Genomic DNA, 23,106 nt, shown 5'->3' with positions numbered 1-23,106 from the left:
TGTCAGTCGAGTTTCTTGTTCACGTCCACCAGCAGGGCGGCGATCTCTTTGCGGCGCCCGGCGTCAGCGGTTTCCCGGCCCGGGCGCGGGGCGGCCTGCTGGGCCTTGAGCAGCGCGACCCTGGCTTCAGCGTAGCGCTTCTGACGGTAGAGGTGATCGCCCCAGAAGTACAGACTGTCGATGCCCTCCGGATTCAGTTGCAGCGCTTGCTTGAGCAGTTGCTCGGCCTTGTCGCTGTCGCCGAAACCGATCGGCCAGCCCGGGACGCGATCATACAGCGCGGCGAGGCTGGTGTAGGCCGAGCCTTGCAAGGCTTTGGGGTCGAGTGTCAGGGCTTTTTCCAGATCGGCCTTGGCGTCCTTGGCCTTGCCCAAGGCACCGAGTCCGCCCTGAGCGCCGGCCCAACTGCTGGTGACGATGCCTTTCCAGATCCACGCTTCGGCCACTGCCGGACGCTGGGTGGTAAAGGCAGTGGCTTCGGACGACAACTGCTCGAACGCGGCGGCGCGCTGTTTTTCTGCCACTTCATATTGGATGTGCGCCCAGCTCTGCTGGATGCCGTTGAGGCGTTGCTGATCGGCAGGTTCCAGCGCCCAGACGCTTTGGCTGAGGGCGGCGAGCAACAGGCATACGGAAAGTCTTTTCATGATTTTGGCGGCTCGTTGTCAGGTTTCTCACTGAGGCGGCGAATCAGCGGCAACTGCTTGCGCAGGCCTCGATCCACCAGATGTGGCAGCAGATTGTTCAGGCGTACGAAGAAGCGCTCCGGCCAGCCCAGATACAGGTCGCGGCGGTCGCCGGCGATCGCGTGGATCACCGCCGAGGCGACGGTTTGCGGGTCATCGACGTTGGCCTTGAGCGCATCGTTCAAGGCTTGCGCCGCCGCACTGTTCATCGAAGTGCGCGTGGCCCGGGGCGCGACGTAAAGCACGTTGACCCGGGTGTCGGCCAGTTCGCGGCGCAGCGCTTCGGAGAATCCGCGCAGGGCGAACTTGGTCGCGCAATAACTGGCGTAACCGGGGTAGCCGATCGAGCCGTAAGTGGAACCGACGTTGACCACCATCGCGCTGTCGGCCTGTTTGAGCAGTGGCAGCAGCAGTTTGGTCAGGCACATCGGTGCGCTGATGTTCACCGCGAGCATCGCGTTGATGTCGCTGTCATCCAGCTGTTCAAGCATGGCGAAATGATTGACCCCGGCCGCGTTGATCAGCAGGTTGATGCCGCCAATGGCTTCGGCGGCGGCCAGCACTTTGCGCCGGTCGCTGAGGAAGGTCAGGTCGGCGGCGACCCAGCACAGCGAATTCGGGTAGCGCTCAAGCAACGGCGCCAGCGCCTGCTCATGCCGCGCCACCGCCAATACCTGGGCGCCGGCGGCGCACAAGGCCTCGGTGATGGCCATGCCGATGCCGCCACTGGCGCCGGTCAACACCACCCGCGCATCACGCAGCTGCATGTTGAGCCTCCGCGTCACGTGGCAGGCCACGGAACATGTCGGAGTACAGGCGATAGACGACTTTCGAGGCGTGGATCACTGCTGCCTGATCGTCTGGATCTTCCAGCTTATTCATCAAGCGGCGATAGGTTTGCATGTGCTCGATGTCCAGCGAACCGTGCGAGCTGAGGTAGCTGAACGCGGTGTCCGGCAGTGCCAGACGCTCGCGAATGCTGCCCGCCGCATGGGTGGCCAGGGCGATGCTGGTGCCTTCAAGCACATTGACCATGCCGAATAGGCCCACCGGATTGCCTCGGGCGATCAAGTCGTAGAGGAAACTGACCATCAATTCGATCGGCAGCGATGGCTGCCCGTCGCGCACCGCGTTGCGATCACCGCCACACGCGGCAATATCGTTGAGCACCCACTGTTCATGGCCGTATTCGTCTTCGATGTATTCGCAGACGGCTTTGCGCAGCCACTCCAGCCGTGTCGGCAGGCGCGCGCCGCAGGCCATCATCAACGGCACGGTGTGACGCACGTGGTAATACGCCTGAGCCAGAAATGCCCGATAGCTTTCCAGGCTGACCTTGCCTTGCAGGGCATCGAGGATGATCGGCAGGTTGAACAGCTCGTGACGTTCCTGCTGCGTGGCTTCTTGCAGGGTGTCGAAAAAACTCATGATGCGGACTCCTCGGAAACAGCGGACTCAGTCAATTGGGCGTGGTACAGCGCGACAATCGCCTCACGGCGTGGCCGACCATTGGCGGTCAGCAGGCCATTGGTGGCGGTGAACGGTTGCGGCAGGCGCGTCCAGCGGTGCACCTGGGCGTAATCGGGCAAGGCTTCGTTGGCTTCGGCGACCGCTGCCGCCAGCTCCGCGTCGCTGCAATCGGCACGGTGCGGCCAGAGCAAGGCATGGTTGTGCGGCAGAGCCTCGCCGTAGACGAAGGCCTGGGCGATATGGCGGCGCTGGGTCAGTTCCGACTCGACCCATTCCGGGTTGACGTTGCGCCCGAAACTGGTGACGAACTGGTGCTTCTTGCGGCCCTTGAGGTAGAGGAAACCTTCGGGGTCGAACTCGCCCAGATCGCCGCTCGGCCACCATTCATCAGCGTATGGCGCGTCCCCCAGATAACCGAGCAGCGCCGAGCCCTTGATCAGTACTTCGCCGTCTTCGGCCAGGCGCACTTCAACGTGCGGCAGCGGCTGGCCGACGCTACCCGGACGCCGCGCGCCGGGGCGATTGAGGCACACCACCGAGGCGCATTCGGACAAGCCATAACCTTCGAAAACCGGCAGGCCGACACGCTGCGCGCGGTGCAGCAGATCCTCCGAGACCCGCGCACCGCCGACGGCGGCGAAACGCAGTTTTTGTGGATCGAAGGCTTTCTGTTCGGCAGCGCTGACCAGCATCAGCAACAGCTGCGGCACCAGAATCAGACTCTCCGGCGCACGTCCGGCCAGATAACCCAGCAGGTGCGGTACATCGACGCCGCTGGCGCCCTGTATGCCCAAGGTTTTCTGGCTCGGCAGACTCAGCGTCGCACCGGCGTACAGCGCGGCGTAGCAGCCGAGGTTTTCCAGCAGAATCGCCAGCGGCAACAACGCCAGATGATGCTGCGGATCGGTGGATTTGCTCGCTTGATCCAGCTCCCGCGCCACACGCAGCAGACTGTCGGCACTCAGGCACACGCCTTTCGGTGTGCCGGTGGTGCCGGAGGTGAAGGTCAGTTTGGCGGTGCCGGCTGGCAGGCGATTCGGGCCATCGAACGTGCGGCACCAGAACTCGCCGCGCTTCTCGTAACCGGCGGCGAGCAGTTCGGCGTCCAGCTCCGGTTCGGCAATCACCCGTTCGGCCTGGCTCTGTTCCAGACAATGGGCACGTTGCGCGGGGCTGAAAAACGCCGGCAGCGTCACGCAGGTCAAGCCCTCGAACAGCACGGCCAGATCCCACAGCATCGCATCGACGCCGTTATCCAGTGCCAAGGCGATCACCTGCGCCTGTTCATCGCGCAGACGTTCCTGGCGATACAGCACCTCGGCGTAAACAGTGGCGTAATCGAGTTTCAGCGTATCGCCCCACAGCGCGGTGCAGTTGTCATTGCGCCGGGCATGGTCGCGCAGGGTTTCCTGGAAGCGTTGCAGTTCAAGCGACATGGCAGGCTCCTTCAATCGAGGTCGGCAGTCCCAATCGAGTGAACAGGCCGATATTGCGCAAATGGATGAAGCCGGCGCGGATGTTGCCGACGTGCACCCACGGCTTGCTTTCGTAATAACTGCCCCAGTGTTGACGCTCGTCACCCAGGCGATCCGGGTCGGCGGCGCATAATGTCACTGGCTTCAGACCGAGCCGATGGAAGCTGTTGACCAGCCCGATGTTGCCGGTGAACGTCACCCATTCCAGGCCGCCCATGGCCAGCAGGTAGGTGATGGCGATGATGCTCATGCGTGCGCTGCCGGTGTCGCTGGCGGCGAGGTTGCCGACTTCGACGATGCCGGTGCGATCCACCGGACGATCCGCTGCAGCGCTGATCAACGGTTCGATCGGTTCATCCAGATAGCGCTCGAGAAACAGCGGCTCTTGATGTGCACGACGTACACCAGCCACCGCACACAGCTCACCGTCGCCGTTGTGCATGCCGAACAGCTCGGGCATAAAGTGCCGAATGTCGGCGCCGTGGGCTTTGCGAAAACGCTGCTGGATGAAAGCTTCGAAAGTCTCTCGCAGCGCGTCGTCGGGCAAGGCGCCGGTCAACGTCATCTGCGGCGTTTCGGCTTGACCGAAGCGCAGGGGAAGGGGAATGTTCCAGTCGAAATCGGGCATGGGCAGAACGCCTCCCTCAATGATTTGAGCGCAGTATCGGAGGCGTTTCTTAACGAAGTCTGAAGGTGAAAAAAGGTTAATCAACGGGCAATCTTCAGATTGTCTTAAGACTGCAAGGGCAGGGTGGCACCGTCGGTTCGCCCTGCAACCGGATCGAGACTGTCGAACGAATCGACCGTCACTCACGACAATCACGAGGCGCTACTTATGACCCGCGACACCGCCGTAACCCGTTATGGAAAACTGTCAATTACGTTGCACTGGCTGATGCTGGCGCTGTTCGTCGGCGTCTATGCCTGTGTCGAAATCAAGGGCTTCATGCCCAAGGGCAGCGAAGCGCGCGGCCTGCTGATGGGCTTCCATGGCCTGTTCGGCGCGAGCATTTTCGTGCTGGTGTGGGTGCGTCTCCTCGGCCGCTTGAGCCCACGCCCGCCGATCACTCCGAAGCCGCCATCCTGGCAGACCGGCATCTCGCACCTGATGCACCTGGCGTTGTACGTGCTGATGATCGCCACGCCGATCCTCGCCTGGCTGATGCTCGCTGCCGCCGACAAACCGTTCCCGTACTTCGGCTTCCACGTCCCGGCACCAGTCGCCATCGACCCGGACTTCGCCAAACAGCTCAAGTACTGGCATGAAACGCTGGGCAGCGCGGGCTACTGGCTGATCGGCCTGCACGCGGCGGCGGGGCTGTTTCACCACTACTGGGTGCGGGATAACACGCTGGTGCGGATGTTGCCGGGCCGCACGGAATAACCCTGACCTCCTTCAACACCCAATCCCTGTGGGAGCGGGCTTGCTCGCGAAGGCGGAGTATCAGCCACTGATGATTTCGGCTGACACGACGCCTTCGCGAGCAAGCCCGCTCCCACAGTTTTTGTGGCGTGTTCGAGTGCTTGGACTTCAGGTTTTGCACCTGCCTGCCGATGAAATCTGCACGATTTCAACGGATGCCGTTCATGAACAAGGTTGTTGCTCTACTGGCGCTTACCGCGCTCGTCGCAGGCTGCAAATCCAACAGTTCTTATACCCAGGTCGCAGATTTTCCCGCTCTGCGTTGCTTCGCCTACTGGGATGATAAAGCCATCAGCTCGCTGGAAGTCAGCTACATCCGCGACCTGAGTCAGAGCGGTAACCTGCCGTGCACGATCATGCTGGGCAACCTGTACGAGAAGGGGCGCGGTGTACCGCAGGACTTTTCCAAAGCCAAGGCCCTCTATCAATCCGTAGCCGATAAAGACGCCAGCGCCTACGGTCAACTTGGACGCATGGCTGAAGAAGGCATCGGCGGGCCGGTCAATGACACCGATGCGCGGCAGTTTTATCAGCGTGCCGTGAGCAAGCCCGAGCAGCAGCGCAGTGAAGCCAAACTGGCCAAATACATGGAGGACGGGCGCGGTGGTCCGCAGGATCTGCAAGGCGCGCTGACGCATTACTTCAACGCCACGCAGTATCTCGGTGATGACGCGTGGCAAGGCATCGAACGCCTGCGCGCCAAAGGCTTGCCTCTGACGATCGAGCAGCAACAGCGCTATAACAATCTCTTTGTCAGCAGCGTGCAAAGCGGCCTCAAGAAACGCATCACCGCCATAGAGAAGTCTCTGGAGAACAACGTCAATCCGACGTCTGCCAGCAAGCCAGTGCAGGTACAGCTGGAGTACACCCCGGGCGCATCGGCCCCGGTGGTTTCGATACGGCAAAGCTCGGGCGACACCGCGCTTGATCAAAGAGTGATGCAAGGCTTCAGCGATTATCGCTTTCCCGGTGACCCGATCATGCCACCGGGCCAGAAGAGCTATCAGGCGATCCCGATCGTCAGGACCGACGGCAAGAGTCCGCGGCAGAGATTTGACGAGAGCAGAAAGAACTGAGTCTTCCCTCGATTGAATCAGCTCCAACCGTGGCACCTTAAATCGATATGAACGGATGACCCTCATGAACAAGGCAGTTGCTATTCTGGCCCTCACGATCCTCGTTGCAGGCTGCAAAACCACTCCACCCACTCCTCAGGAAGCAAGTCTCACCGGCACTCGCTGCCTGCTGTTCGCCAAGGTGAGTGACCTTTCCGCCGATCGCGTCGACTACATCCGCGACGCCAGCAACAACGGCAACCTCAACTGCAAGCTTGCGCTCGGCGCTTTGTATGAGTTTGGTCGTGGCGGTTTAGCGGCGGATATGCGCAAGGCGCGCTCCCTGTATGAGTCTGTCGCTACGGTGGACGGCGCCGGTTATGAGCAACTGGCGCGCATGGCCGAGGAGGGCCGCGGGCAGGCGCCCGACGCTGTCGAGGCGCGACGGCTTTATCAGTTGGCGCTCGCACACCGAGAAAGCTTCAACAGTGAGTTCGCGCTGGCCCGGTTGATGGAAGAGGGCCGAGGTGGCCCGCAAGACCTGTCCGGGGCGCTGACGCATTACCTCAACGCCACCCAGCAAATCGATGACCAGGCGTGGGCCGGTGTGCAGCGGGTCCGCGCCCAGGGGTTGACCCTGACTGCCGAACAGACACAGCGCTACAACGAAAAATGGTACGACGCTGTTAGCACCAGTCTCGCAAGTACGGTGTACGACACCGAGTTGCTGTTGAACAGACAGATCAAACCCGGCACCGCGAGTAAACCGGTCACGTTGGAGGCGAAAGGCAAACCCGGTTCGCTGGTGCCGCAACTCACCTTGGTCGAAAGTTCTGGCAATCACGACGTGGACCAGGCCGTACTCAAGGCCCTCAGCGAATACCGCTATCCCGCGCTGCCGATCCTCAAAGCAGGGCAGGAATCGTGGTCATCCGAATTCCCGGTGAAGGTCGGCGTGAACTGATCGGGCTGGCCGGGCCACTTGCCGGAACAGCGTCCCGCGTCCACTCTATGACCTGCCGACAAGGAGCGTCCGCCGACCCTCCGTCGTGACCCAAGGGAGCTGGCAGCATGAGCGAAGACAACAAGGTAAAAGGCCCGGCGTCGTACTTTCCCGCTATCGAAAAGAAATACGGCCAGCCCATCGATCACTGGCTGAACCTGCTCGCCGGCATCACCGACAAGAAGCACATGGAACTGGTGGCGTGGCTCAAGGAGGAACACGGCATGGGCCACGGTCATGCCAACGCCTTGGTTGCGCATCATCTGACGGTTAAAAAGTGAGGGCAGGGCAGCGATGAATTTCTCCCACCGGCCAGTGACGGCCGACGACGTCAACACCCTCTGCAGCTTTCCGCAAGGCGAACAAGAGCTGTTCTTCATGTTCCCGAAAGCGAGCTTCCCGCTGACGGAAGAGCAGATGCACAACGCGATCAGCCAGCGCTTCGACTCCACGGCGTTCTTGGCCAACGGCGAGTTCGTCGGCTTCGCCAACTTCTACCGTGCCGAGCACGACGGCGTCTGCTGTATCGGCAACGTCATCGTCGCGCCATACGCCCGGGGCCAGGGTGTCGCTCGCTACATTGTCGAAACCATGACCGCCGTCGGCTTCGAAAAGTATCAGGCCAGGGAAGTGCAGCTGTCCTGCTTCAACGAAAACACCGCAGGGTTGCTGCTCTACCCGAAACTCGGCTTCGTCCCGTTCTCCATCGAAGAACGTGCTGCGCCGGGCGGCAGACGTGTGGCGCTGATCAACATGACGCGCCACCGAGATTAGTCATCCCCCAATCCCTGTGGGAGCCGGGCTCGCCCGCGATGGCGCCAGCCCGGCCAGACGTGCTCCCGAGCCTTGCGCAGAACCTGTGGGAGCTAGCCTGCTAGCGAAGACGCCAGCCCAGTCAAAACGAGTTCCCGAGCCTGACCGCGAACCTGTGGGAGCGAGCTTGCTCGCGAAGACGCCAGCCCAAACGACACCGTACTGCATCCATAAATACGATCATCCAGGCACCCGATGACTCAAACCTCCTCACCCCTAAGCTGACGGCTCATCAGATCACAACTCGCCGACCACGACGTCAACCACTCCGGCATCTCGGGCGACTGTTCAGGCAACCCCAACTCCCTGACAAACTCACCCGGCGCAATCGTGCCTTTCGCCGAACGAAACAGCCCACGCATCACCACCACGCCGATCACCCGTCCCTTGCTCACGAAGCGATGCTCCATGAAGCTCCATTTGTCGTCCCAGCCAAGCATCCGGCTGTGAATTTCAAACGCTTCAAACAGCTTCAGCTCACGCCGAAATTTGCCCCAGGTATCGCCAACGATCGGCAGCGCTTTAGCGCGCAGCGCCACCCGAAACGCGCCACTGCGCAACACAAAATCCATGCGCCCGACATCAGCCATGGTGAAGTAGCGACCATTGGTGACGTGCCGATTCAAATCGAGATCCAGCGGCCACACGCGCATGCGGATAACGGTGGATTCCAGCGCATTGACCGGCTTGCGCCACGGTCGGCGAAAAAGCATGCAGAGCAATCGAAACCACAGATTCATCAGTACGTCAGCCAGTTGAAAAGAGCGCTGCACTCTAGCGAGCCGGGCGATGGCGAGGTAGGTGCGTAAATGACTGTTTTGGACGGAACAGTGCATTCCGATCATTGCCGGGTGGGTGCTGGATCGGTAGTCCATTTAACCGGCGGATAAACAGGAAATATTCGTGATGTTTATATGAAGCCTGCCGTTACCACCGAAGCCCTACAACGCCTTGCGCCATCGCCTACGAGTACGCCAGAATCCGCCGGCTTGTGCGTCTAGGGCGCGGGTTCTATCGTCTGTCGGTCACTGAAAAACAGTGATCGGGTTTGGTAGCCCTGAGTTCTCGTAGATTGCATAAGCATCATGATCTGCAGTGTCTGTCCGACACGGCTTTATGGTGGTCATGCACAGGGCGTCTTCGGGCGCGCCGGTTTTCTACGTCCCGGTCTACCAACCTGCGCATGGCCGCCACCCTCGTTTGGTAGCGAGAGTGATGGCTCCCTTTTTTGACGTAGGAGCTTCACCATGATCAAACCAACACCCAACCCGCCAGAAACCGACCTCGCATCGCCCTACGAATCCCTCGATTCGAAAAAACTCCACGAAGCCGCCGAACGCGCCCTCGACCATTACCTGTCCCCGGCCACCCAAATCATGGCCAGCCCGCACAAACCCGAACCCATGTACCTCGCCAATCCGAAGTGCGACACCGAATCCCTGCTCGCCAACGCCAGCGAAACCCTCGGCTCCGCCAGCGAAATGCTCAACAACTTCGCCGCCACACTCGACACCTCCCACCGCAAAACCGCACTGGGCATCGCTCAAGTCGTCATGCTCGGCGAACTCGCCGTAAACCAGGCCCTCGACAACGTCGAAATCGCCCACTGACCCGGTCTCTCTCCGTAGCGAGTACCAGATTTTTTCGCTACGGAGGGCTATCTATTACTACGACTTCCCAAATCTGGCGCTTCAGTTACCGCGTCGGAATGGACGCTAATGACGTTACTTGTACTGGTAGAACTTATCGCGCTAGCGTTGGCGTTTATCTTTATCGCGAGCGCGAAATTCATGCCACTACACGAATGCCCACACACGTTTGAAGAGCTAGCCACAACGGTCTTGCCTGCGCATATGAACAGAATGAAGACCGCCCTTAGAGATCCGCGAGATATGAAGGTTTTTGGCATTCAAGGTGTTGGGGCTAAGTCTCTCCTGAAGCAGTTCGGCCTGGCACATGACTTTTCGGGTTGTTACGTTCTGATCGACAAGGGAACGCCTATTTATGTTGGTATTTCCCGAAGTGTGATCAGCCGGCTTCGGCAACACGTATTCGGCAAGACACACTTTGATGCAAGCTTGGCTTTTCGCATTGCGATGGCAAAGCATCCAGATCGAACGATCTCCAAGCTCACTCGTGCAAAGGCAATGGACGATCCACTATTCGGTACTTCTTTCGCAGAAGCGCAAGCCTACTTACGCTCACTTCAGGTTGCTGCAATAGCTATCGAAAATGCGCTTGAGCTGTACGTGTTCGAGCCCTACTGCGCACTGGCGCTGGATACCCATCAGTGGAACTCCTTCGAAACTCATTGACTGAGACAGTGTGAACTGTGATTCAGAACCCATCGCCAGCCGGTTGGAGTGGCTTGCTCGCCAAAACGCCGACTCCATCAACCGCAGACCGGAATAAACAGAAAAATCACCATTGTTTAAACGAAGTCTGCCGTTACCACCGAAGCCCTACAACGCCTTGCGCCATCGCCTACGAGTACGCCAGAATCCGCCGGCTTGTGCGTCTGGCGCGCCCTCCGTACCTTGATTCCTGTCACTGCTCATCAGTGATCGGGTCTGCAAGCCCGCCGGAAAACCAGTCGCATAGCTACGCCAAATGGACGCTCGTTCGGGTCCCCAAAATGGCAGCTTTGTGCGGGAGACCTTCGGGTCTGCCGGGTTCCTGGTTTCCCGGTCTTGCAGACCCGCGCACAGCTGCCACCCATCATCTGCAAGTGATGCTGGTAGCTCCTAATGAACAATCAGGAGCTTCACCATGATCAAACCAACACCCAACCCGCCAGAAACCGACCTCGCATCCCCCTACGAATCCCTCGACTCCAAAAAGCTCCACGAAGCCGCCGAACGCGCCCTCGACCACTACCTCACCCCGGCCACCCAAATCATGGCCAGCCCGCACAAACCCGAACCCATGTACCTCGCCAACCCGAAGTGCGACACCGAATCCCTACTCGCCAACGCCAGCGAAACCCTCGGCTCCGCCAGCGAAATGCTCAACAATTTCGCCGCCACACTCGACACCTCCCACCGCAAAACCGCACTGGGCATCGCCCAGGTCGTCATGCTCGGCGAACTCGCCGTAAACCAGGCCCTCGACAACGTCGAAATCGCCCACTGACCTCCCCGGTGCGACGAGCCCAAACCCTCGCCGCACCCAGCAATTTCAACCGAGCTGGCACAGAGCCACGCCTTGCGCCTCCAAGCCTCGGCTGTCACCCTTCGGCCCGTTCTTCAAGGATCAGAACAAGGAATCAAGGATTGAGTGGCTACGTTCCCAACCCCCCGAAAAACTACCGCTACGAAGAAGCCAAACCCGTCGACATTCATGCCCAGCGTTGGGCTGAGTATGAGAAGCATGGGAAAGAGCCTGCGCGCGAGCCCGAGAAAATCGGCATTGCGTTGAGGATTGGGGTTTTCTTTGATGGTACTGGTAATAACGCGAATAACACGGCAGCAGGGCTGCTGTGTGGTGCGCAGCATCCGATTGCGCCGCAGGATATTCCTGCGAGTTGCATGCCCTACATGAGTGATCCGGATAGCAGTTACGGCAACGATGTCAGCAATGTGAAAAAGCTGAGCGAACTGTATGAGGCGCCGCGACGCGCTGAGGGGGAGGGGCCACGAAAGAAAGCTTCCGGTATGGTCTACGTCGAAGGCATAGGCACCCGTTCAGGTGAAGAGGACAGTAAATTCGGCGCCGGTACAGGACGCGGCGAAACCGGTGTTGCCGGGCGCGTCCAATCTTCTTTCGTGTTGATCGAACAGCGTATCACTGAGGTATTGGATAAAAATCCCGATAGTGAAATTACTTCGTTGACCTTCGACACTTTTGGCTTCAGTCGCGGTGCGGCAGCCGCCAGACATTTCGCCAATGAAATCGTGCGTGGCAAACAAGGCCCTTTGGGCGAGATTCTCCGCAGTAAGTCCGATGCCTTCAGTTCGACCTTTGTCGATCAATACAACAGCGACATCAACATGGGCTTCATTGGGTTGTTCGACACTGTACCGTCGATTGCTGGATGGTCCAATTTAGGCAACATCAAAAGTGCAGTCGCAACGGGGATCAAACTCTACCTCGACCGACGTTATTTCACCGACGTTGTGCAGTTGGCTGCGCGGGACGAATGCAGGGCTAACTTTGCTCTCAATCGAGTAGCGTTGGATCATCCGGAAATTGTCTTGCCAGGAGTGCATTCTGATGTGGGCGGGGGTTACCTCGAGGAGGCTGAAGAATGCGTGCTCGTTAGCCCAATGCAAACGCTAGAAGTGGGTAACTACGCGGATGTCACTACCACATCGATCTATCAGGATGCGGTCAATGTGAGAAATCAGTGGTTAGCCAACGGCTGGCCTTCCGAAATGCTGGAAATAGTTACTCCAGCTCCATTACTGATGCCGATCAGTCCTCAGGATCGACTGAGTCCTCGAGTCAAACGAGTCTATGCCGCCGTTCAGCTCAAACGTCCGGTGAGTGGATTACTATCGAGAGTGAGCCTGCGCGTGATGCATCAACTCGCCAAAGCTAAAGGCGTTCGCTTCGAAGATATTCCCGAGACGCCTGGCTTCTTCGTTCCTGAAGAACTCCAGCCTATGTGCGATCGTTTCGTCTCCGGCGACTACCGCACCACCCCCGAGGAGGAGCAAATGCTCAAACTCAAGTACATTCACACATCTGCCAACTGGAATCATCCGCTTGGCAGGAGAGATGGAAGTGGTCTCAGAGCTGTTTACATTAACGCCCCCACGGAAGATGCAATCCGGGTAAAACACCCTCACGTACCTGACTGGACGCTTTGGTAATGAAGTTAGTTGCAGCCCTGCTGTGCACGCTTTTTGTGGCCGGTTGTAATGCCGATCCGCTTTCAGCAAAGAACGACCCTAAATCTCCATGGTGGGAACTCGGTTTTACCGAACCTGACTACATGAAGGTCTGGGTTGAAGACAGCGCCGTGGAAGACATAAAGGGCAAGACGTTTCTACGCACTGGCGGTGGAATCGCATCGGGCGGGCAGCCTGAAGACGGTACAGAATCGGCCCGAGGTTGGGACGGAGTGGGTGCATCTGCCAAAGCAGTAGTAGGCGCTGATCTCCCAAAACGAATTTTTGTTCGCTGGCAGTCCATCGTGGAGCCTCAGACCTATCGCGCTTGGGTGGACATACCCGAAGAAGCCAGACAATTGATGCTGACCTCGGTCAACCAGCGCTGTGCGAAAACCCCGGACCAAAAAGCTACCTATATATCTTCGGTCTACCTGGGATTGGCTCCCGGAGGTGTCGTACAAGTGTGGGTTAGAGACTCCTGCCACCATCCAATCAAAGTGGCTAAAGCCCAAGCTGAAATCGAACCGCTAGGCCCAAGTCAGGGTAAAACCCAAGGGCGGTACGCTTATCCCATCAGTGAAAAGTCCAAGCGGTATATCGAAAAATTCGGTATTCCTTACGGAAGCTGGTAAGCGGTAAACCAATGAAGCTAAACATTGTGGCGGCATGCGTGTTGTTCCTGAGTGGTTGCCAGTCTGCCTATCCTCTATCCGGAAAAAACGACCCGAAAGCCGATTCGTGGGAGCTTGCGTTCACCGAACCCTATTACATGAAGGTTTGGGTTGAGGACAGTGCCGTCGAAGACATAAACGGCAAGCTATTCACGCGGACGGGAGGAGGGACGGCCGCTGGCGGGGAGCCAGAAAATGGTAAAGAGTCCGCGCGCGGTTGGCATGCGGTAGGCGCAGCTGCGAAACCAGTGATTGGCGCTGGCTTGCCCAAACGCATTTACGTGCGCTGGCAATCCATTGTCGAGCCGCAGACCTATAAGGTTTGGGTGGATGTGCCTGAAGAAGCGAGGCAACTGATGGTGCAATCGGTCAGTCAGCGGTGCCCGGAAACACCGGAGGAACAGGCCAGCTACAGCGCATCTATTTATCTGGGATTGGCTCCAGGGGGCGTTGTACAAGTTTTTGTTCGGGACGAGTGCCACCGCCCTGTCAAAGTCGCCAGAGCGCAGGCAGAGGTTGAACCGCTGGGGCCTAGCCAAGGAAAGAACCAAGGGCGCTATGCGTATCCCGTCAGCGAAACGTCCAAGCGGTATATCGATAAATTCGGCATACCGTACGGGAGTTGGCAGTAGACAGGCAGGAGACACTTCTCTTGTCTGTCTTCAGCGGCTTGTTCTGAGTAATCATATTTGACAGCTACCGAGTCAATGTCGGGTTCAGCGAAGGTTCGCTTTCGGCCATAAACGGACGTTGGCTAACGACCGCTACCGGCCAGAAGCGGTCGTTCCCAAGCGGCGGCTTTCGACCCATAGTTGTCGATCAGACACACTTCGACTAGGTGAAACATTTTTCTAGAACCACTTGATTTGAGACCGCTGGAATGTATCCCATCGTTGGATGCGAAGTCTTCAGCTAGGTGCGGTTAAGCTTGGAAGTCCCAGATTCTGAGGGTTTTCAACGCCCCCAAGCAGTTCGGCTTGAGGTATAGTCAGCGTTGCCAGTCAATCCAGCACTTGACTTGTCGCCTGTTCAAGTTGCTCGCTCCGCTCGCTGGGCGAGCAAAAGCTTACTTTTCAACTAAACCTTATATTTACTGAGCAGGAAATAAGGATATTCAGATGCCAACAACTACATGCAGCAATGAAGAGTACGGCCAAGATATAGAATTTGACCTGTCCGCCTTGGACGTTGAAAACTCAGAATCATCTGGAAGTCATACCACGCAGTACTCCGGCTCCGGAACTATTGAGTGCCAAAATTGCGAATCAGAAACTGAGGTTAGTTGTGTTTGGGATGTGTTGGATGATACAGGTGAAGTACTGAGCATTGATATGCTTTAAGTTGGGCGTGGACGACATCAGAGTTCAGCCCCCTCAGTCGGCCACAAATCTAGACGGATAGGAAGAAAAGGGGAATGATTTATTTTCTGAGAAATACATCAGTCCCCCTTTTCTGATTTTTTTCAATTACCCTGGAAGGGCCAGCCTCCGGTTTTTTCGTCCCTACACCGCGTTATTTGTCACCCTCTCGGGATATTGGTGCACTTATGAGCCCATTAAGTTTTACAGTCTGGTCTGGGCTCAGCAGCGGACTCTGGAAAAACTTTGTACCCAAAATTTCTATACCTCCGCGATTAGTATTGGCAAGCGCAATCTCATAATTGCGGAGCCCGGCTGAAAGCTGGAGTGAGTAATCTAAGGAAGCTTGGCCTTTCTTAGCCTCGCCACACTCTCCTTCGCTAGGCTGCATTCCAAATGCTTCAGTTGGTTTAAGGGTCCTGAACCAGCACCGAGCAATTGACCAATTAGCTCCATCTGGAGCAGTCATGCCAGGTGGATTTTTTTGAGCTGTCATGTGACATGAGAGACAAGACGAGTTTGGGTTGTCGACTGGTCCGTTCATCCTGCCACCTCGACCGAAATTCCGTTTGAAATCGAATGTTGACAAAACGATCCCTTCTTTCGGTTTTTCCTGATTACTCGCCATTTCGTCAGTGAGGGCGTGGTCATTGCCCCACATCAGGCCGACGGGCCGCAACTTTTTCCAAGGGTCTGACCCAGGTTGTGTCCCATCGTAGAAGAACGTTCCAAATACCCAGCCTGATGCATCATTGGCACTACTATCGCGCACACCGATATCAACCTGAAGTAGCCGTAAAGTAGCTTCGATTCTTTTAGCTGGCACCCCATTTATATTGTCGGCCGGGCATTTATCATCATCCGGATTGGGATCCTCGATAATTCTAGCCTGAATTGTTGGCGCTCCTGAAAGAGAAGACAGATCTGTAGTATCTGCTTGTGTGTAAAGGAATTTCACTACCACGGTACCAGGAGGAAATGGCAATGCTGAATAGTCGGGCTCCTGTGAAGTTCCACTCACTATCGGTGCCCAGAAACGCCCCAATGTGTACCCTCCGACGGGGTTGTAGAATCCAACTGCCCAGTTTTGCCGGCACTTTGTATGAGTGGGTCCAAGCTCTTTTGGCTGTGACCGGCGCTCAGATGTAAGCCCGTTAATGTACTCGCGCCCCTTCCCGCCAGGCCCCATCCAAGGCGCGTGATACCACTTGCGCACAGGGTTTTTTTCCACCGCCCACCGGGATCTGTCCTGCCCCTCAAGCGCATATTGCAATACGGCCGCCATATAGAGCTCAGGGTTCAACTTAAAGGAAATTTTTTCCCAAGGGCGGGGTTCGGCCGCTGGCAATGCTCGAGGAAAATCAAAGCTTGGCTTAAAAACTGGCCCAACATAATTCGGCTCCGGAGCCTCCGCCTGGTCCAGATGACTGCTTTTAGTTGGCGATTCTGCTACTGCATGATACGAGTAGGAGTTAAGGCTGAGCATTACCAAAAGCATCGCATATCGACTCATCATCCATCCCTTCAGGTCGGCACTTTTAAAGACAAATTGTGTGGAGCGATGGAACTTTATTCTTTAATTAAAGCTTGGATCACACACAACGCAAGTAGCCATCTAATATGAAGAGGCTTTGCTCATTACCATCTTCGGCTATAAAAAATGGGGACGCAGTTACGCGCGTTCAACAAGAAACTTGCCCGGCCGTCGTGCTTTCGCATCCGCAATCGCATCGCATCACACCACGGGCGATTCAGTTGCTGTTGCGCCTCAGCCAATTGGGCGGTGCGAGAAAGTTGCTCAAGCACGGACTCGAGGCCGAACACAAAGTGGTTGGCGTCGACGGCGCATCAGTGCCGGTGCGGATCATTCGGCCAAAGACAAAGGCCAAAGGCGTGGTACTGGATTTTCATGGCGGCGGCTGGGTCATCGGCAATGCAGAGATGAACGACCACCTCAACATCGGCATGGTGAATGCCTGCGACGTGGCAGTGGTCTCCGTCGATTATCGGCTTGTGGTCTCGACGCCGATTGAAGGCGTGATGCAAGACTGCCTCACGGCGGCTCGCTGGCTGCTGAGCGATGACTGCCACGAGTTTGCGAACCTGCCCGTCATCGTCGTGGGCGAGTCGGTCGGCGGCCACCTCGCCGCCGCGACCCTGCTGCAACTCAAACAGTGGCCGGACTTGTTCAAACGGGTGAGCGGGGCGCTGCTGTACTACGGCGTCTACGACCTGACCGAAACCCCCAGCGTACGCAACGCCGGGCCCGATACCTTGCTGCTGGATGGGCCGGGGATGGTTGAAGCGCTGCAAATGCTCACGCCGGGATTGAGCGATGAAGAACACCGGCAGCCACCGTTGTCTCCGTTGTATGGCGACTTCACCGGGTTTCCGCCGGCGTTGATGTTTGCGGCGGAGTTGGATCCGCTCAGGGATGACACGCTTGAGTTGGCTGAGCGTTGGGGCAGGGCGGCGGAGGTTGAAGTGCATCTGCTGCCGGAAACGGCGCATGGGGTGATTCATTTTCCGCTGGGGTTGGCGGGGAGGGTGCATGGGTATAGTTGGGAGTGGGTTGCGGGGCGGGTTGGTGAGGGGTGAGTGTTCTGGAAGCGCCCGCACCTCGCTTGATGCCATGACCGCAAATCACTTATTTCTTTACCTGTATTCATGCTGAAGATATGTTGCTGGCAAAAGGATATTAAATATTCGAGTCTCAGGGAAAGGCGCTCCAAAGTGATCACTCGACTGGCTCACCCACCTGCATCCCTTCCCTGATCTTCGTGACTCTAGCAAACCAAGCTCGGCAATCGTTGTGTCCGATGAGTTGATCCCCTAGGTTCAAACTTTCGGCTGACTGCTCGCTAGACTTCCCTGCCATGCTTCTGGTGATGGTGTCAACGTGGGACAGTTTCTCCATAAGCATCTTTCCAGGCCGCAGACACGATCGAAGCCGTTAATGTGCAAATTCAGATAGCAGGTTTTCCTATGAATGCAGTGATCGGCCAGAAGCTACAGAGCAGTCGCAAAGAGCTTCTGGATATCGGGCTCCGCAACAACATGCTCAATTTCCGCAAGACCGCCAAGACCCTGATAGTGGTCGATGAGCAGTCCGAAGAGGTCTTCAAGACCCTCTATCGTCAGGAAAAGGCCATGACCTTTGCGCCAATGGCTCGCAAGAAGCTAGCGGAGCTGGTCAGGACCTCCAAGTCAGCAGAGGAAGGGGAGGACAATACTGATACTCCCGGCGATGAAGAGCTGTTGTATGAGCTCGACAGTTTGGACTGGACTGCCGCCACTGGCGACGCAGGCGCGGATGAAACAGGCAAGGCTCGCCGTCATCTCGATACGCGTTTGCAGACCGCCATCGAAGATGATCGGCTTTTTCTCCAACTATTGAAAATCCATACCGAGGCCAAAGGTTTTATCGAGGAGCAGGGCGTCAACACACTGTTCTTGTCCCTTGGCTTCCTGCATTGGTATGAGGCCGACAGTTCTGAAAACCTGCGAAAAGCGCCTTTGATTCTGCTGCCCGTCACCCTTGAACGCAGCGGGGCCAAAGATGCGTTTAAGCTTAGGTACTCCGGTGACGAGCTGATGCCGAACTTGTCCCTAGTCGCCAAGCTCAAGACCGACTTTGGCCTGGACCTGAGTTCTTGTGCATTCGACGAGGATACCTTCGATGCTGATGAAAACAGTCTCGATCGCTTTTTCAGTGATGTTTCTGCTGTGGTCAGCAAACAACCCAGATGGAAGATTGCCAATAACGAAATAGCACTGGGCTTTTTTTCGTTCGGCAAGTTCTTGATGTTCAAGGATCTCGATCCGAAAAGTTGGCCAGAAGACAAGCAGCCTGATGCCAATCCGGTGATGAAGCGATTGCTGGGCTCGGGTTTCGGCGATCTGCGCGCGGCATTTCCAGAGGATGTGAATATCGACTCGGTGATCGAGCCGGGTGAAGTTCGTTTCGTCAAGGACGCCGACAGCAGCCAGACCGAAGCGATCCTGGAAGTGCGCGAAGGCTCCAACCTAGTCATTCAGGGCCCACCGGGTACCGGTAAGTCCCAGACGATTACCAACATCATCGCCGAACTGATCGGGCAGAAAAAAACCGTACTGTTCGTTGCCGAGAAGATGGCGGCCTTGGAGGTCGTGAAGCGCCGCCTAGATGAAAGCCATCTCGGCGACGCGGTACTCGAGCTGCATTCCCACAAATCCACCAAGCAGTCTGTGCTCAAGGAGTTGGGGCGAACCCTGAGCCAAGGGCGGCCAATCACCAAAGGCGCAGAGGGAGACCTGGCCAGCCTGAAAGAACTTCAGGTATCCCTTAATAATTACTGCGAAGCCGTCAGCGCGTCGGCAGGGGCGAGCGGTTTGCCCTTCCTCGATGTGCTGGGTCGTTACCTGAGACTGAAGCGAGTTCATCCGGGACTACCCGTGATCCCGTTTGGGCCAATGGTCGGCTGGAGCTTTACTCAGCAGCAAAAGCAGCGAGAGCTGGTCGAAGAATTAGTGCTCCACCTTAACGCGATGGGGCGCCCGGATCGCAGCCCCTTCTGGGGCAGCCAGCGGACTTTCTTCTCTCCTATCGAACAAAGTACTGCCAATGACGAGTTGCAGTCGGCGATCTCGCACCTCCATGCGTTGCAATCCGCCACTACCGCGCTCTCCGAGCGATTGATGCTGACCCAGCCGGCCACCTTGGCGGATGTCGATGTAGTCTGCCGCGCCGCACGCCGTGCGGCGGAGGCCCCGCGACTTGAGGGCATCAAGATATCCACGGGGGAATGGCAGTCGCGTCGCGATTCCATTCGCGAATTGCTCGAGGCCGGCGAGAAGATGTCTGTCTGTCGTGATCAATTCGACAAACAGTTGATCGACGCAGCTTGGGACCAGGATCTTTTGGAGGTTCGCCAGAACCTGCAAGCCTACGGTGACAAATGGTGGAGAGTCCTTTCGGGTCGCTTCCGCGCCTCGCGTACTCGATTGCAAGGGCTTGTCCGCGAGGTATTGCCGAAAAGCAATGCAGGCATGCTCGAGCTGGTCGACGCGGTCTTAATCTACCAGCAGAACAAGAAGGTGTATGACCAGCACGAAACCTTGGGAAGTGCACTGTTTGGGGCTCAGTGGCAACGGCAGAAGACCGACTGGCCTGTGCTTGAGCGCTTGAGTGCCTGGGTTATCCAGTTGCATGACGATCTGGGGCATGGACAGATCCCGCAGGGCATTATCGCCTTCTTGGCCGGACATGCCGATGCCACAGGGTTGGGCGATGCGGTCGCTGATGTAGAGCAGCATGTAAGTGGGCTGGACAAAGCGATTCGTGGTTCGCTGGAAGTGACTGGCATGCAGGAGGAGAACGCCAAGGCTGATGTCAGGAAACTCTCTCTGGCTACTCTGGAGGCGCGTCTGCAGGAATGGCAGGGCAATCTCACCGCCCTCTACCAGATTTCGCGATTCAACGTGCTCGCTGGACAGATGCTTACGGCCAACTTGGGCGAGCTACTTGGCATCGCCATCAGGAGTGATCAGCACGAAAGTCTGACTGCCATTCTGGATCTTTCCTGGTATGCAGGCCTGGTGCAATCAGTGTACGCCCAAAACCCGGCGCTCCAACAGTTCGACCGGATCAAGCATGAGCACCAGATCGCGCGTTTCAAGTCGCTTGATCTCGCCTCCCTTAATCACGCCCAGACGTCCCTGGCGAAGCAGGCGTGGGAAGGAATGCCTAATATCAACCAACCCGGTGAGATGGCGGTATTGCGAGCTGAGCTGAACAAGAAGCGCCGCCATATGCCGATCCGGCAAATTATCGAGAAGGCGGGGCGAGCGATCCAGCAAATAAAACCGGTGTTCATGATGAGCCCCATGTCGATCGCCAACTTCCTCCCGCCAGGCAAAGTCGAGTTCGACGTGGTGGTGTTCGACGAAGCTTCCCAGGTGAAAGCGGTCGATGCATTTGGCGCCATCATGCGCGGCAAGCAGGTGGTTGTCGTGGGTGACACCCGCCAGATGCCGCCTACTGACTTCTTCAGTCGTGATGTCGAGATGGACGACGAAGAGGGCGTTACCGCCGACATTGAAAGTATCCTGAGCATGTTCAAGGCCGCCGGTAGCCAGGAGCGTTATTTGCGCTGGCACTATCGTAGCCGGCACGAGTCGTTGATTGCGGTTTCTAACGTCGAGTTTTACGACAGCAAACTGGTGGTCTTCCCATCGGCGGGGCAACATCCTGATGCCACAGGTATCAGCTTCGACTACTTGCCTGAGGCAGTCTACGACCGGGGCCGTACCCGCACGAACAAGGGGGAAGCCAAGGCTGTCGCGAAAGCTGTCATGGAACACGCGATCCGCACGCCCGACTTATCGCTGGGAGTAGCTGCCTTCAGCGTGGCGCAGCGTGATCTGATCCAGGTGGAAATCGAGTTGCTGCGTCGTCAGTCGCCGGAAGCAGAAGCGTTCTTTACCGCCCAAGGGAGTGAGCCATTCTTCGTTAAGAACCTGGAAAACATACAGGGTGATGAGCGGGACAAGATATTCATCAGCATCGGGTATGGGCGTAACGAGTCCGGCCGCATTGCCAAGGAGTTCGGTCCAGTAAACCGGGAGGGCGGCCACCGTCGCCTCAACGTTCTGATCACACGGGCCAAACTGGCTATGCGCGTGTTCAGTAATTTCAAGGCCGAAGAACTTGAACTCGACTCCAATGCTCCTCAGGGCGTCAGGGCGCTGAAGAATTTTCTCAAGTATGCCGAGACAGGCGAACTCGAAGTCGCATGCGAGACTGGTAAAGCAGCAGACTCGCCGTTTGAGCTGGAAGTGATTGAGGCGCTGAGAGACAGAAACTATGTGGTGGAGCCGCAGGTAGGAACCGCAGGTTACTTCATCGATATTGCCGTCAAGGATCCGGAGTATCTGGGGCGCTATGTCTTGGCGATCGAATGCGATGGCGCTGCCTATCACAGCGCACGATCGGCGCGTGATCGTGATCGCCTGCGCCAGGGAGTGCTGGAGGGGTTAGGCTGGAACTTCCACCGGATCTGGAGCACGGACTGGTTCCGCAATCCTCAGCAGGAAATTACACGCGTCGTTGCAGCGATCGAAGCAGCTCGTGCCAGGATCGCTGAGGGGCGGAATGCGCTTCCCCAAGTGGCGTCGGAGCTGAAGCATGAGATTTTCAGGGATGTGCCGGCCGTGGAAGCTATGCCGAGTGCCAGCAGGCTATACGTGAAAGCTCGTCTGGCACCCGTAGCCTCGCTGAATGAGCTGCATCAGGAAAAGCCAGAGCGCCTAATGCAGATGATACGTACTGTGGTGGAGGTCGAAGCTCCGGTGCACACCGCCGAAGTCACTCGCCGACTCATGGAGGCGTTCGGTGTGACGCGGGCGGGCTCGAGGATTACAAACGCGGTTGAGCAGGCTATTCGTCTTGGCGTGCAGCACAGGTTGTTCCACGGACGAAGTGGCTTCATGTATTCAGCTGAAAACAAAGCTATCCCTATCCGTAGCCGGGCCCATTTTGAATCTTCGGAGCGTAAGGTGGAGTGGGTCGCCCCGGAAGAGCTTGATCAGGCACTTGTAGAAACAGTCACCCTAGGATTTTCGATGAGTCGGGATGACGTTATTTCAGGAGCGCTGGCGCTTCTGGGCTTTGGACGGGCAACGGCGAAGATTGCTGGAATGGTTGACGAAAGGATTGTTGTTCTGGTCAACAGCGGGCGTTTGCGAATGGTTGATGGGCTGGTAACTCCTGAATCGACCTCGCTTTCGTAGACTCTTTAATCCTCAAATGGGCGTCCTCTGAGCCGCTGCATAGCCGTCCGCTTTTGGCCGAAAGCGGAGACCTGGTACGGCAGGTTTGGGCTAGAAGCGCACTCGACAGTTAGCCGCTGATGTCTCTACGCTGATCGATCTGGTGAAAGCACACCACTAAAAGGAGCAGTCATGTTGGTAGTTGCCATTGATCGAGATAGCGTTCATGCGGGAGATGATCTGGAAAGTCATGCAATATCGATCACACTCGATCAATCAGCAACACTACGCACCTTGATCGAAGTGATACAAGATATGGACTACCTACCTCGTATCAGTGGAGGCAAGGCCACTTGGGTTGTTTATTCATCTGGCGAACCATTAGGTGTTTTAGCCCAGCAATGGCCGGAGCCTAAATGGGTCGTGCGCCCCGAGAGCATCGTTGATCAATATTTCAGAAATATCGAGCCTCGCCTACTTTTCAGATATTGGTGTCAGGCAGATCCAGATGAGGTCTTTTCGGATGCCCAGGCCGGAAATGAACTGCCATCACGATTTTAGGATGGGC

At 57.2% G+C, this 23,106-nt stretch carries 20 protein-coding genes and 1 pseudogene; 14 read left to right on the top strand and 7 right to left on the bottom strand.

All coding sequences use genetic code 11. The features are described from left to right. Positions 1-2 precede the first annotated feature (2 nt). The 5 genes from M0808_RS21775 to M0808_RS21755 are packed head-to-tail and all read right to left on the bottom strand — an operon-like array spanning position 3 to position 4,259. On the bottom strand, positions 3-647 hold the full coding sequence (locus tag M0808_RS21775; RefSeq protein ID WP_098964412.1) for a tetratricopeptide repeat protein: 645 nt from the start codon (positions 645-647) through the stop codon (positions 3-5). Further along, positions 644-1,453 carry an SDR family oxidoreductase gene (locus M0808_RS21770; protein WP_098964411.1) on the bottom strand — a complete coding sequence of 270 codons (810 nt, stop codon included), beginning with the start codon at positions 1,451-1,453 and terminating at the stop codon, positions 644-646. Before M0808_RS21770 ends, M0808_RS21775 begins: the two co-directional genes overlap by 4 nt. Further along, positions 1,440-2,114: an iron-containing redox enzyme family protein gene (locus M0808_RS21765; protein ID WP_247842384.1), complete on the bottom strand. Its 675-nt coding sequence runs from the start codon at positions 2,112-2,114 to the stop codon at positions 1,440-1,442. The genes M0808_RS21770 and M0808_RS21765 overlap by 14 nt, the downstream gene beginning before the upstream one ends. Next, complete coding sequence (locus M0808_RS21760) at positions 2,111-3,592, bottom strand: AMP-binding protein (RefSeq protein ID WP_247842383.1); 1,482 nt, start codon at positions 3,590-3,592, stop codon at positions 2,111-2,113. Before M0808_RS21760 ends, M0808_RS21765 begins: the two co-directional genes overlap by 4 nt. Continuing rightward, a complete protein-coding gene (locus M0808_RS21755; RefSeq protein WP_098964408.1) occupies positions 3,582-4,259 on the bottom strand; it encodes a thermostable hemolysin in 678 nt (225 codons plus the stop codon). Before M0808_RS21755 ends, M0808_RS21760 begins: the two co-directional genes overlap by 11 nt. 207 nt (positions 4,260-4,466) lie before the next feature. Between M0808_RS21755 and M0808_RS21750 the strand changes: the two genes are divergently transcribed. The 5 genes from M0808_RS21750 (at position 4,467) to M0808_RS21730 (ending at position 7,886) form a co-directional block, all read left to right on the top strand. Beyond that, positions 4,467-5,015 carry a cytochrome b gene (locus M0808_RS21750; protein WP_247842382.1) on the top strand — a complete coding sequence of 183 codons (549 nt, stop codon included), beginning with the start codon at positions 4,467-4,469 and terminating at the stop codon, positions 5,013-5,015. 203 nt (positions 5,016-5,218) lie between these two features. Further along, positions 5,219-6,130 (top strand): sel1 repeat family protein, encoded by a 912-nt coding sequence (locus tag M0808_RS21745; RefSeq protein WP_247842381.1) that lies wholly within the window; start codon positions 5,219-5,221, stop codon positions 6,128-6,130. A 64-nt stretch (positions 6,131-6,194) separates the two neighbouring features. Further along, a complete protein-coding gene (locus M0808_RS21740; RefSeq protein WP_247842380.1) occupies positions 6,195-7,073 on the top strand; it encodes a sel1 repeat family protein in 879 nt (292 codons plus the stop codon). Between the two features lie 107 nt (positions 7,074-7,180). Beyond that, positions 7,181-7,393, top strand: a complete 213-nt coding sequence (locus M0808_RS21735) for a DUF4287 domain-containing protein (RefSeq protein WP_134786691.1) — start codon at positions 7,181-7,183, stop codon at positions 7,391-7,393. Positions 7,394-7,406: 13 nt separating this feature from the next. Next, entirely contained in the window at positions 7,407-7,886 is a 480-nt protein-coding gene (locus M0808_RS21730; RefSeq protein WP_247842379.1) for a GNAT family protein, read from the top strand. Positions 7,887-8,125: 239 nt separating this feature from the next. Here M0808_RS21730 and M0808_RS21725 read toward each other — a convergent pair whose 3' ends face one another. Further along, positions 8,126-8,665 carry a thioesterase family protein gene (locus M0808_RS21725; RefSeq protein WP_095136509.1) on the bottom strand — a complete coding sequence of 180 codons (540 nt, stop codon included), beginning with the start codon at positions 8,663-8,665 and terminating at the stop codon, positions 8,126-8,128. A gap of 507 nt (positions 8,666-9,172) precedes the next feature. On the opposite strand from M0808_RS21725, the gene M0808_RS21720 reads away from it, so the two are divergent. The 6 genes from M0808_RS21720 to M0808_RS21695 all read left to right on the top strand — a co-directional run bounded on the left by M0808_RS21720 (position 9,173) and on the right by M0808_RS21695 (position 14,063). Then, complete coding sequence (locus M0808_RS21720) at positions 9,173-9,535, top strand: DUF6124 family protein (RefSeq protein WP_003226001.1); 363 nt, start codon at positions 9,173-9,175, stop codon at positions 9,533-9,535. Positions 9,536-9,643: 108 nt separating this feature from the next. Further along, positions 9,644-10,240, top strand: a complete 597-nt coding sequence (locus M0808_RS21715; RefSeq protein WP_247842378.1) for a hypothetical protein — start codon at positions 9,644-9,646, stop codon at positions 10,238-10,240. Positions 10,241-10,694: 454 nt separating this feature from the next. Then, complete coding sequence (locus tag M0808_RS21710) at positions 10,695-11,057, top strand: DUF6124 family protein (protein ID WP_041062930.1); 363 nt, start codon at positions 10,695-10,697, stop codon at positions 11,055-11,057. Positions 11,058-11,197: 140 nt separating this feature from the next. Further along, positions 11,198-12,739, top strand: coding sequence for a DUF2235 domain-containing protein (locus M0808_RS21705; RefSeq protein ID WP_247842377.1), 1,542 nt, complete (start codon positions 11,198-11,200; stop codon positions 12,737-12,739). Beyond that, positions 12,739-13,392 carry a DUF2931 family protein gene (locus M0808_RS21700; protein WP_247842376.1) on the top strand — a complete coding sequence of 218 codons (654 nt, stop codon included), beginning with the start codon at positions 12,739-12,741 and terminating at the stop codon, positions 13,390-13,392. The genes M0808_RS21705 and M0808_RS21700 overlap by 1 nt, the downstream gene beginning before the upstream one ends. Before the next feature lie 11 nt (positions 13,393-13,403). Further along, positions 13,404-14,063, top strand: a complete 660-nt coding sequence (locus tag M0808_RS21695; protein WP_247842375.1) for a DUF2931 family protein — start codon at positions 13,404-13,406, stop codon at positions 14,061-14,063. A gap of 880 nt (positions 14,064-14,943) precedes the next feature. On the opposite strand, the gene M0808_RS21690 is transcribed toward M0808_RS21695, so the two are convergent. After that, a complete protein-coding gene (locus M0808_RS21690) occupies positions 14,944-16,302 on the bottom strand; it encodes a hypothetical protein (protein ID WP_247842374.1) in 1,359 nt (452 codons plus the stop codon). Positions 16,303-16,449: 147 nt separating this feature from the next. On the opposite strand from M0808_RS21690, the pseudogene M0808_RS21685 reads away from it, so the two are divergent. From M0808_RS21685 to M0808_RS21675, 3 genes and pseudogenes are all read left to right on the top strand, one after another. Then, positions 16,450-17,387, top strand: a pseudogene (locus tag M0808_RS21685) (alpha/beta hydrolase). A 387-nt stretch (positions 17,388-17,774) separates the two neighbouring features. Next, positions 17,775-22,559: a DUF3320 domain-containing protein gene (locus M0808_RS21680; protein WP_247842373.1), complete on the top strand. Its 4,785-nt coding sequence runs from the start codon at positions 17,775-17,777 to the stop codon at positions 22,557-22,559. A gap of 171 nt (positions 22,560-22,730) precedes the next feature. Then, the gene (locus tag M0808_RS21675; RefSeq protein ID WP_115987523.1) at positions 22,731-23,099 is read left to right on the top strand and encodes a hypothetical protein; all 369 of its coding nucleotides are present in this window, start codon (positions 22,731-22,733) and stop codon (positions 23,097-23,099) included. Positions 23,100-23,106: the final 7 nt, after the last annotated feature.

It is taken from the genome of Pseudomonas sp. MWU12-3103b (genome assembly GCF_023100615.1).
Taxonomy (GTDB): Bacteria; Pseudomonadota; Gammaproteobacteria; order Pseudomonadales; family Pseudomonadaceae; genus Aquipseudomonas; species Aquipseudomonas putida_A.
The sequence above is the reverse complement of the archived record's forward strand: the minus strand, read 5'-3'. Positions and strand labels throughout refer to the sequence as shown.

Bases quoted from the DNA above. Each gene is read 5' to 3' on its own strand.
- M0808_RS21760 (WP_247842383.1), bottom strand. From the start codon at position 3,592: ATGTCGCTTGAACTGCAACGCTTCCAGGAAACCCTGCGCGACCATGCC.
- M0808_RS21735 (WP_134786691.1), top strand. From the start codon at position 7,181: ATGAGCGAAGACAACAAGGTAAAAGGCCCGGCGTCGTACTTTCCCGCT.
- M0808_RS21680 (WP_247842373.1), top strand. From the start codon at position 17,775: ATGAATGCAGTGATCGGCCAGAAGCTACAGAGCAGTCGCAAAGAGCTT.
- M0808_RS21675 (WP_115987523.1), top strand. From the start codon at position 22,731: ATGTTGGTAGTTGCCATTGATCGAGATAGCGTTCATGCGGGAGATGAT.
- M0808_RS21755 (WP_098964408.1), bottom strand. From the start codon at position 4,259: ATGCCCGATTTCGACTGGAACATTCCCCTTCCCCTGCGCTTCGGTCAA.
- M0808_RS21765 (WP_247842384.1), bottom strand. From the start codon at position 2,114: ATGAGTTTTTTCGACACCCTGCAAGAAGCCACGCAGCAGGAACGTCAC.
- M0808_RS21745 (WP_247842381.1), top strand. From the start codon at position 5,219: ATGAACAAGGTTGTTGCTCTACTGGCGCTTACCGCGCTCGTCGCAGGC.
- M0808_RS21775 (WP_098964412.1), bottom strand. From the start codon at position 647: ATGAAAAGACTTTCCGTATGCCTGTTGCTCGCCGCCCTCAGCCAAAGC.
- M0808_RS21710 (WP_041062930.1), top strand. From the start codon at position 10,695: ATGATCAAACCAACACCCAACCCGCCAGAAACCGACCTCGCATCCCCC.
- M0808_RS21750 (WP_247842382.1), top strand. From the start codon at position 4,467: ATGACCCGCGACACCGCCGTAACCCGTTATGGAAAACTGTCAATTACG.
- M0808_RS21770 (WP_098964411.1), bottom strand. From the start codon at position 1,453: ATGCAGCTGCGTGATGCGCGGGTGGTGTTGACCGGCGCCAGTGGCGGC.
- M0808_RS21700 (WP_247842376.1), top strand. From the start codon at position 12,739: ATGAAGTTAGTTGCAGCCCTGCTGTGCACGCTTTTTGTGGCCGGTTGT.
- M0808_RS21695 (WP_247842375.1), top strand. From the start codon at position 13,404: ATGAAGCTAAACATTGTGGCGGCATGCGTGTTGTTCCTGAGTGGTTGC.
- M0808_RS21690 (WP_247842374.1), bottom strand. From the start codon at position 16,302: ATGAGTCGATATGCGATGCTTTTGGTAATGCTCAGCCTTAACTCCTAC.
- M0808_RS21725 (WP_095136509.1), bottom strand. From the start codon at position 8,665: ATGAATCTGTGGTTTCGATTGCTCTGCATGCTTTTTCGCCGACCGTGG.
- M0808_RS21715 (WP_247842378.1), top strand. From the start codon at position 9,644: ATGACGTTACTTGTACTGGTAGAACTTATCGCGCTAGCGTTGGCGTTT.
- M0808_RS21730 (WP_247842379.1), top strand. From the start codon at position 7,407: ATGAATTTCTCCCACCGGCCAGTGACGGCCGACGACGTCAACACCCTC.
- M0808_RS21740 (WP_247842380.1), top strand. From the start codon at position 6,195: ATGAACAAGGCAGTTGCTATTCTGGCCCTCACGATCCTCGTTGCAGGC.
- M0808_RS21720 (WP_003226001.1), top strand. From the start codon at position 9,173: ATGATCAAACCAACACCCAACCCGCCAGAAACCGACCTCGCATCGCCC.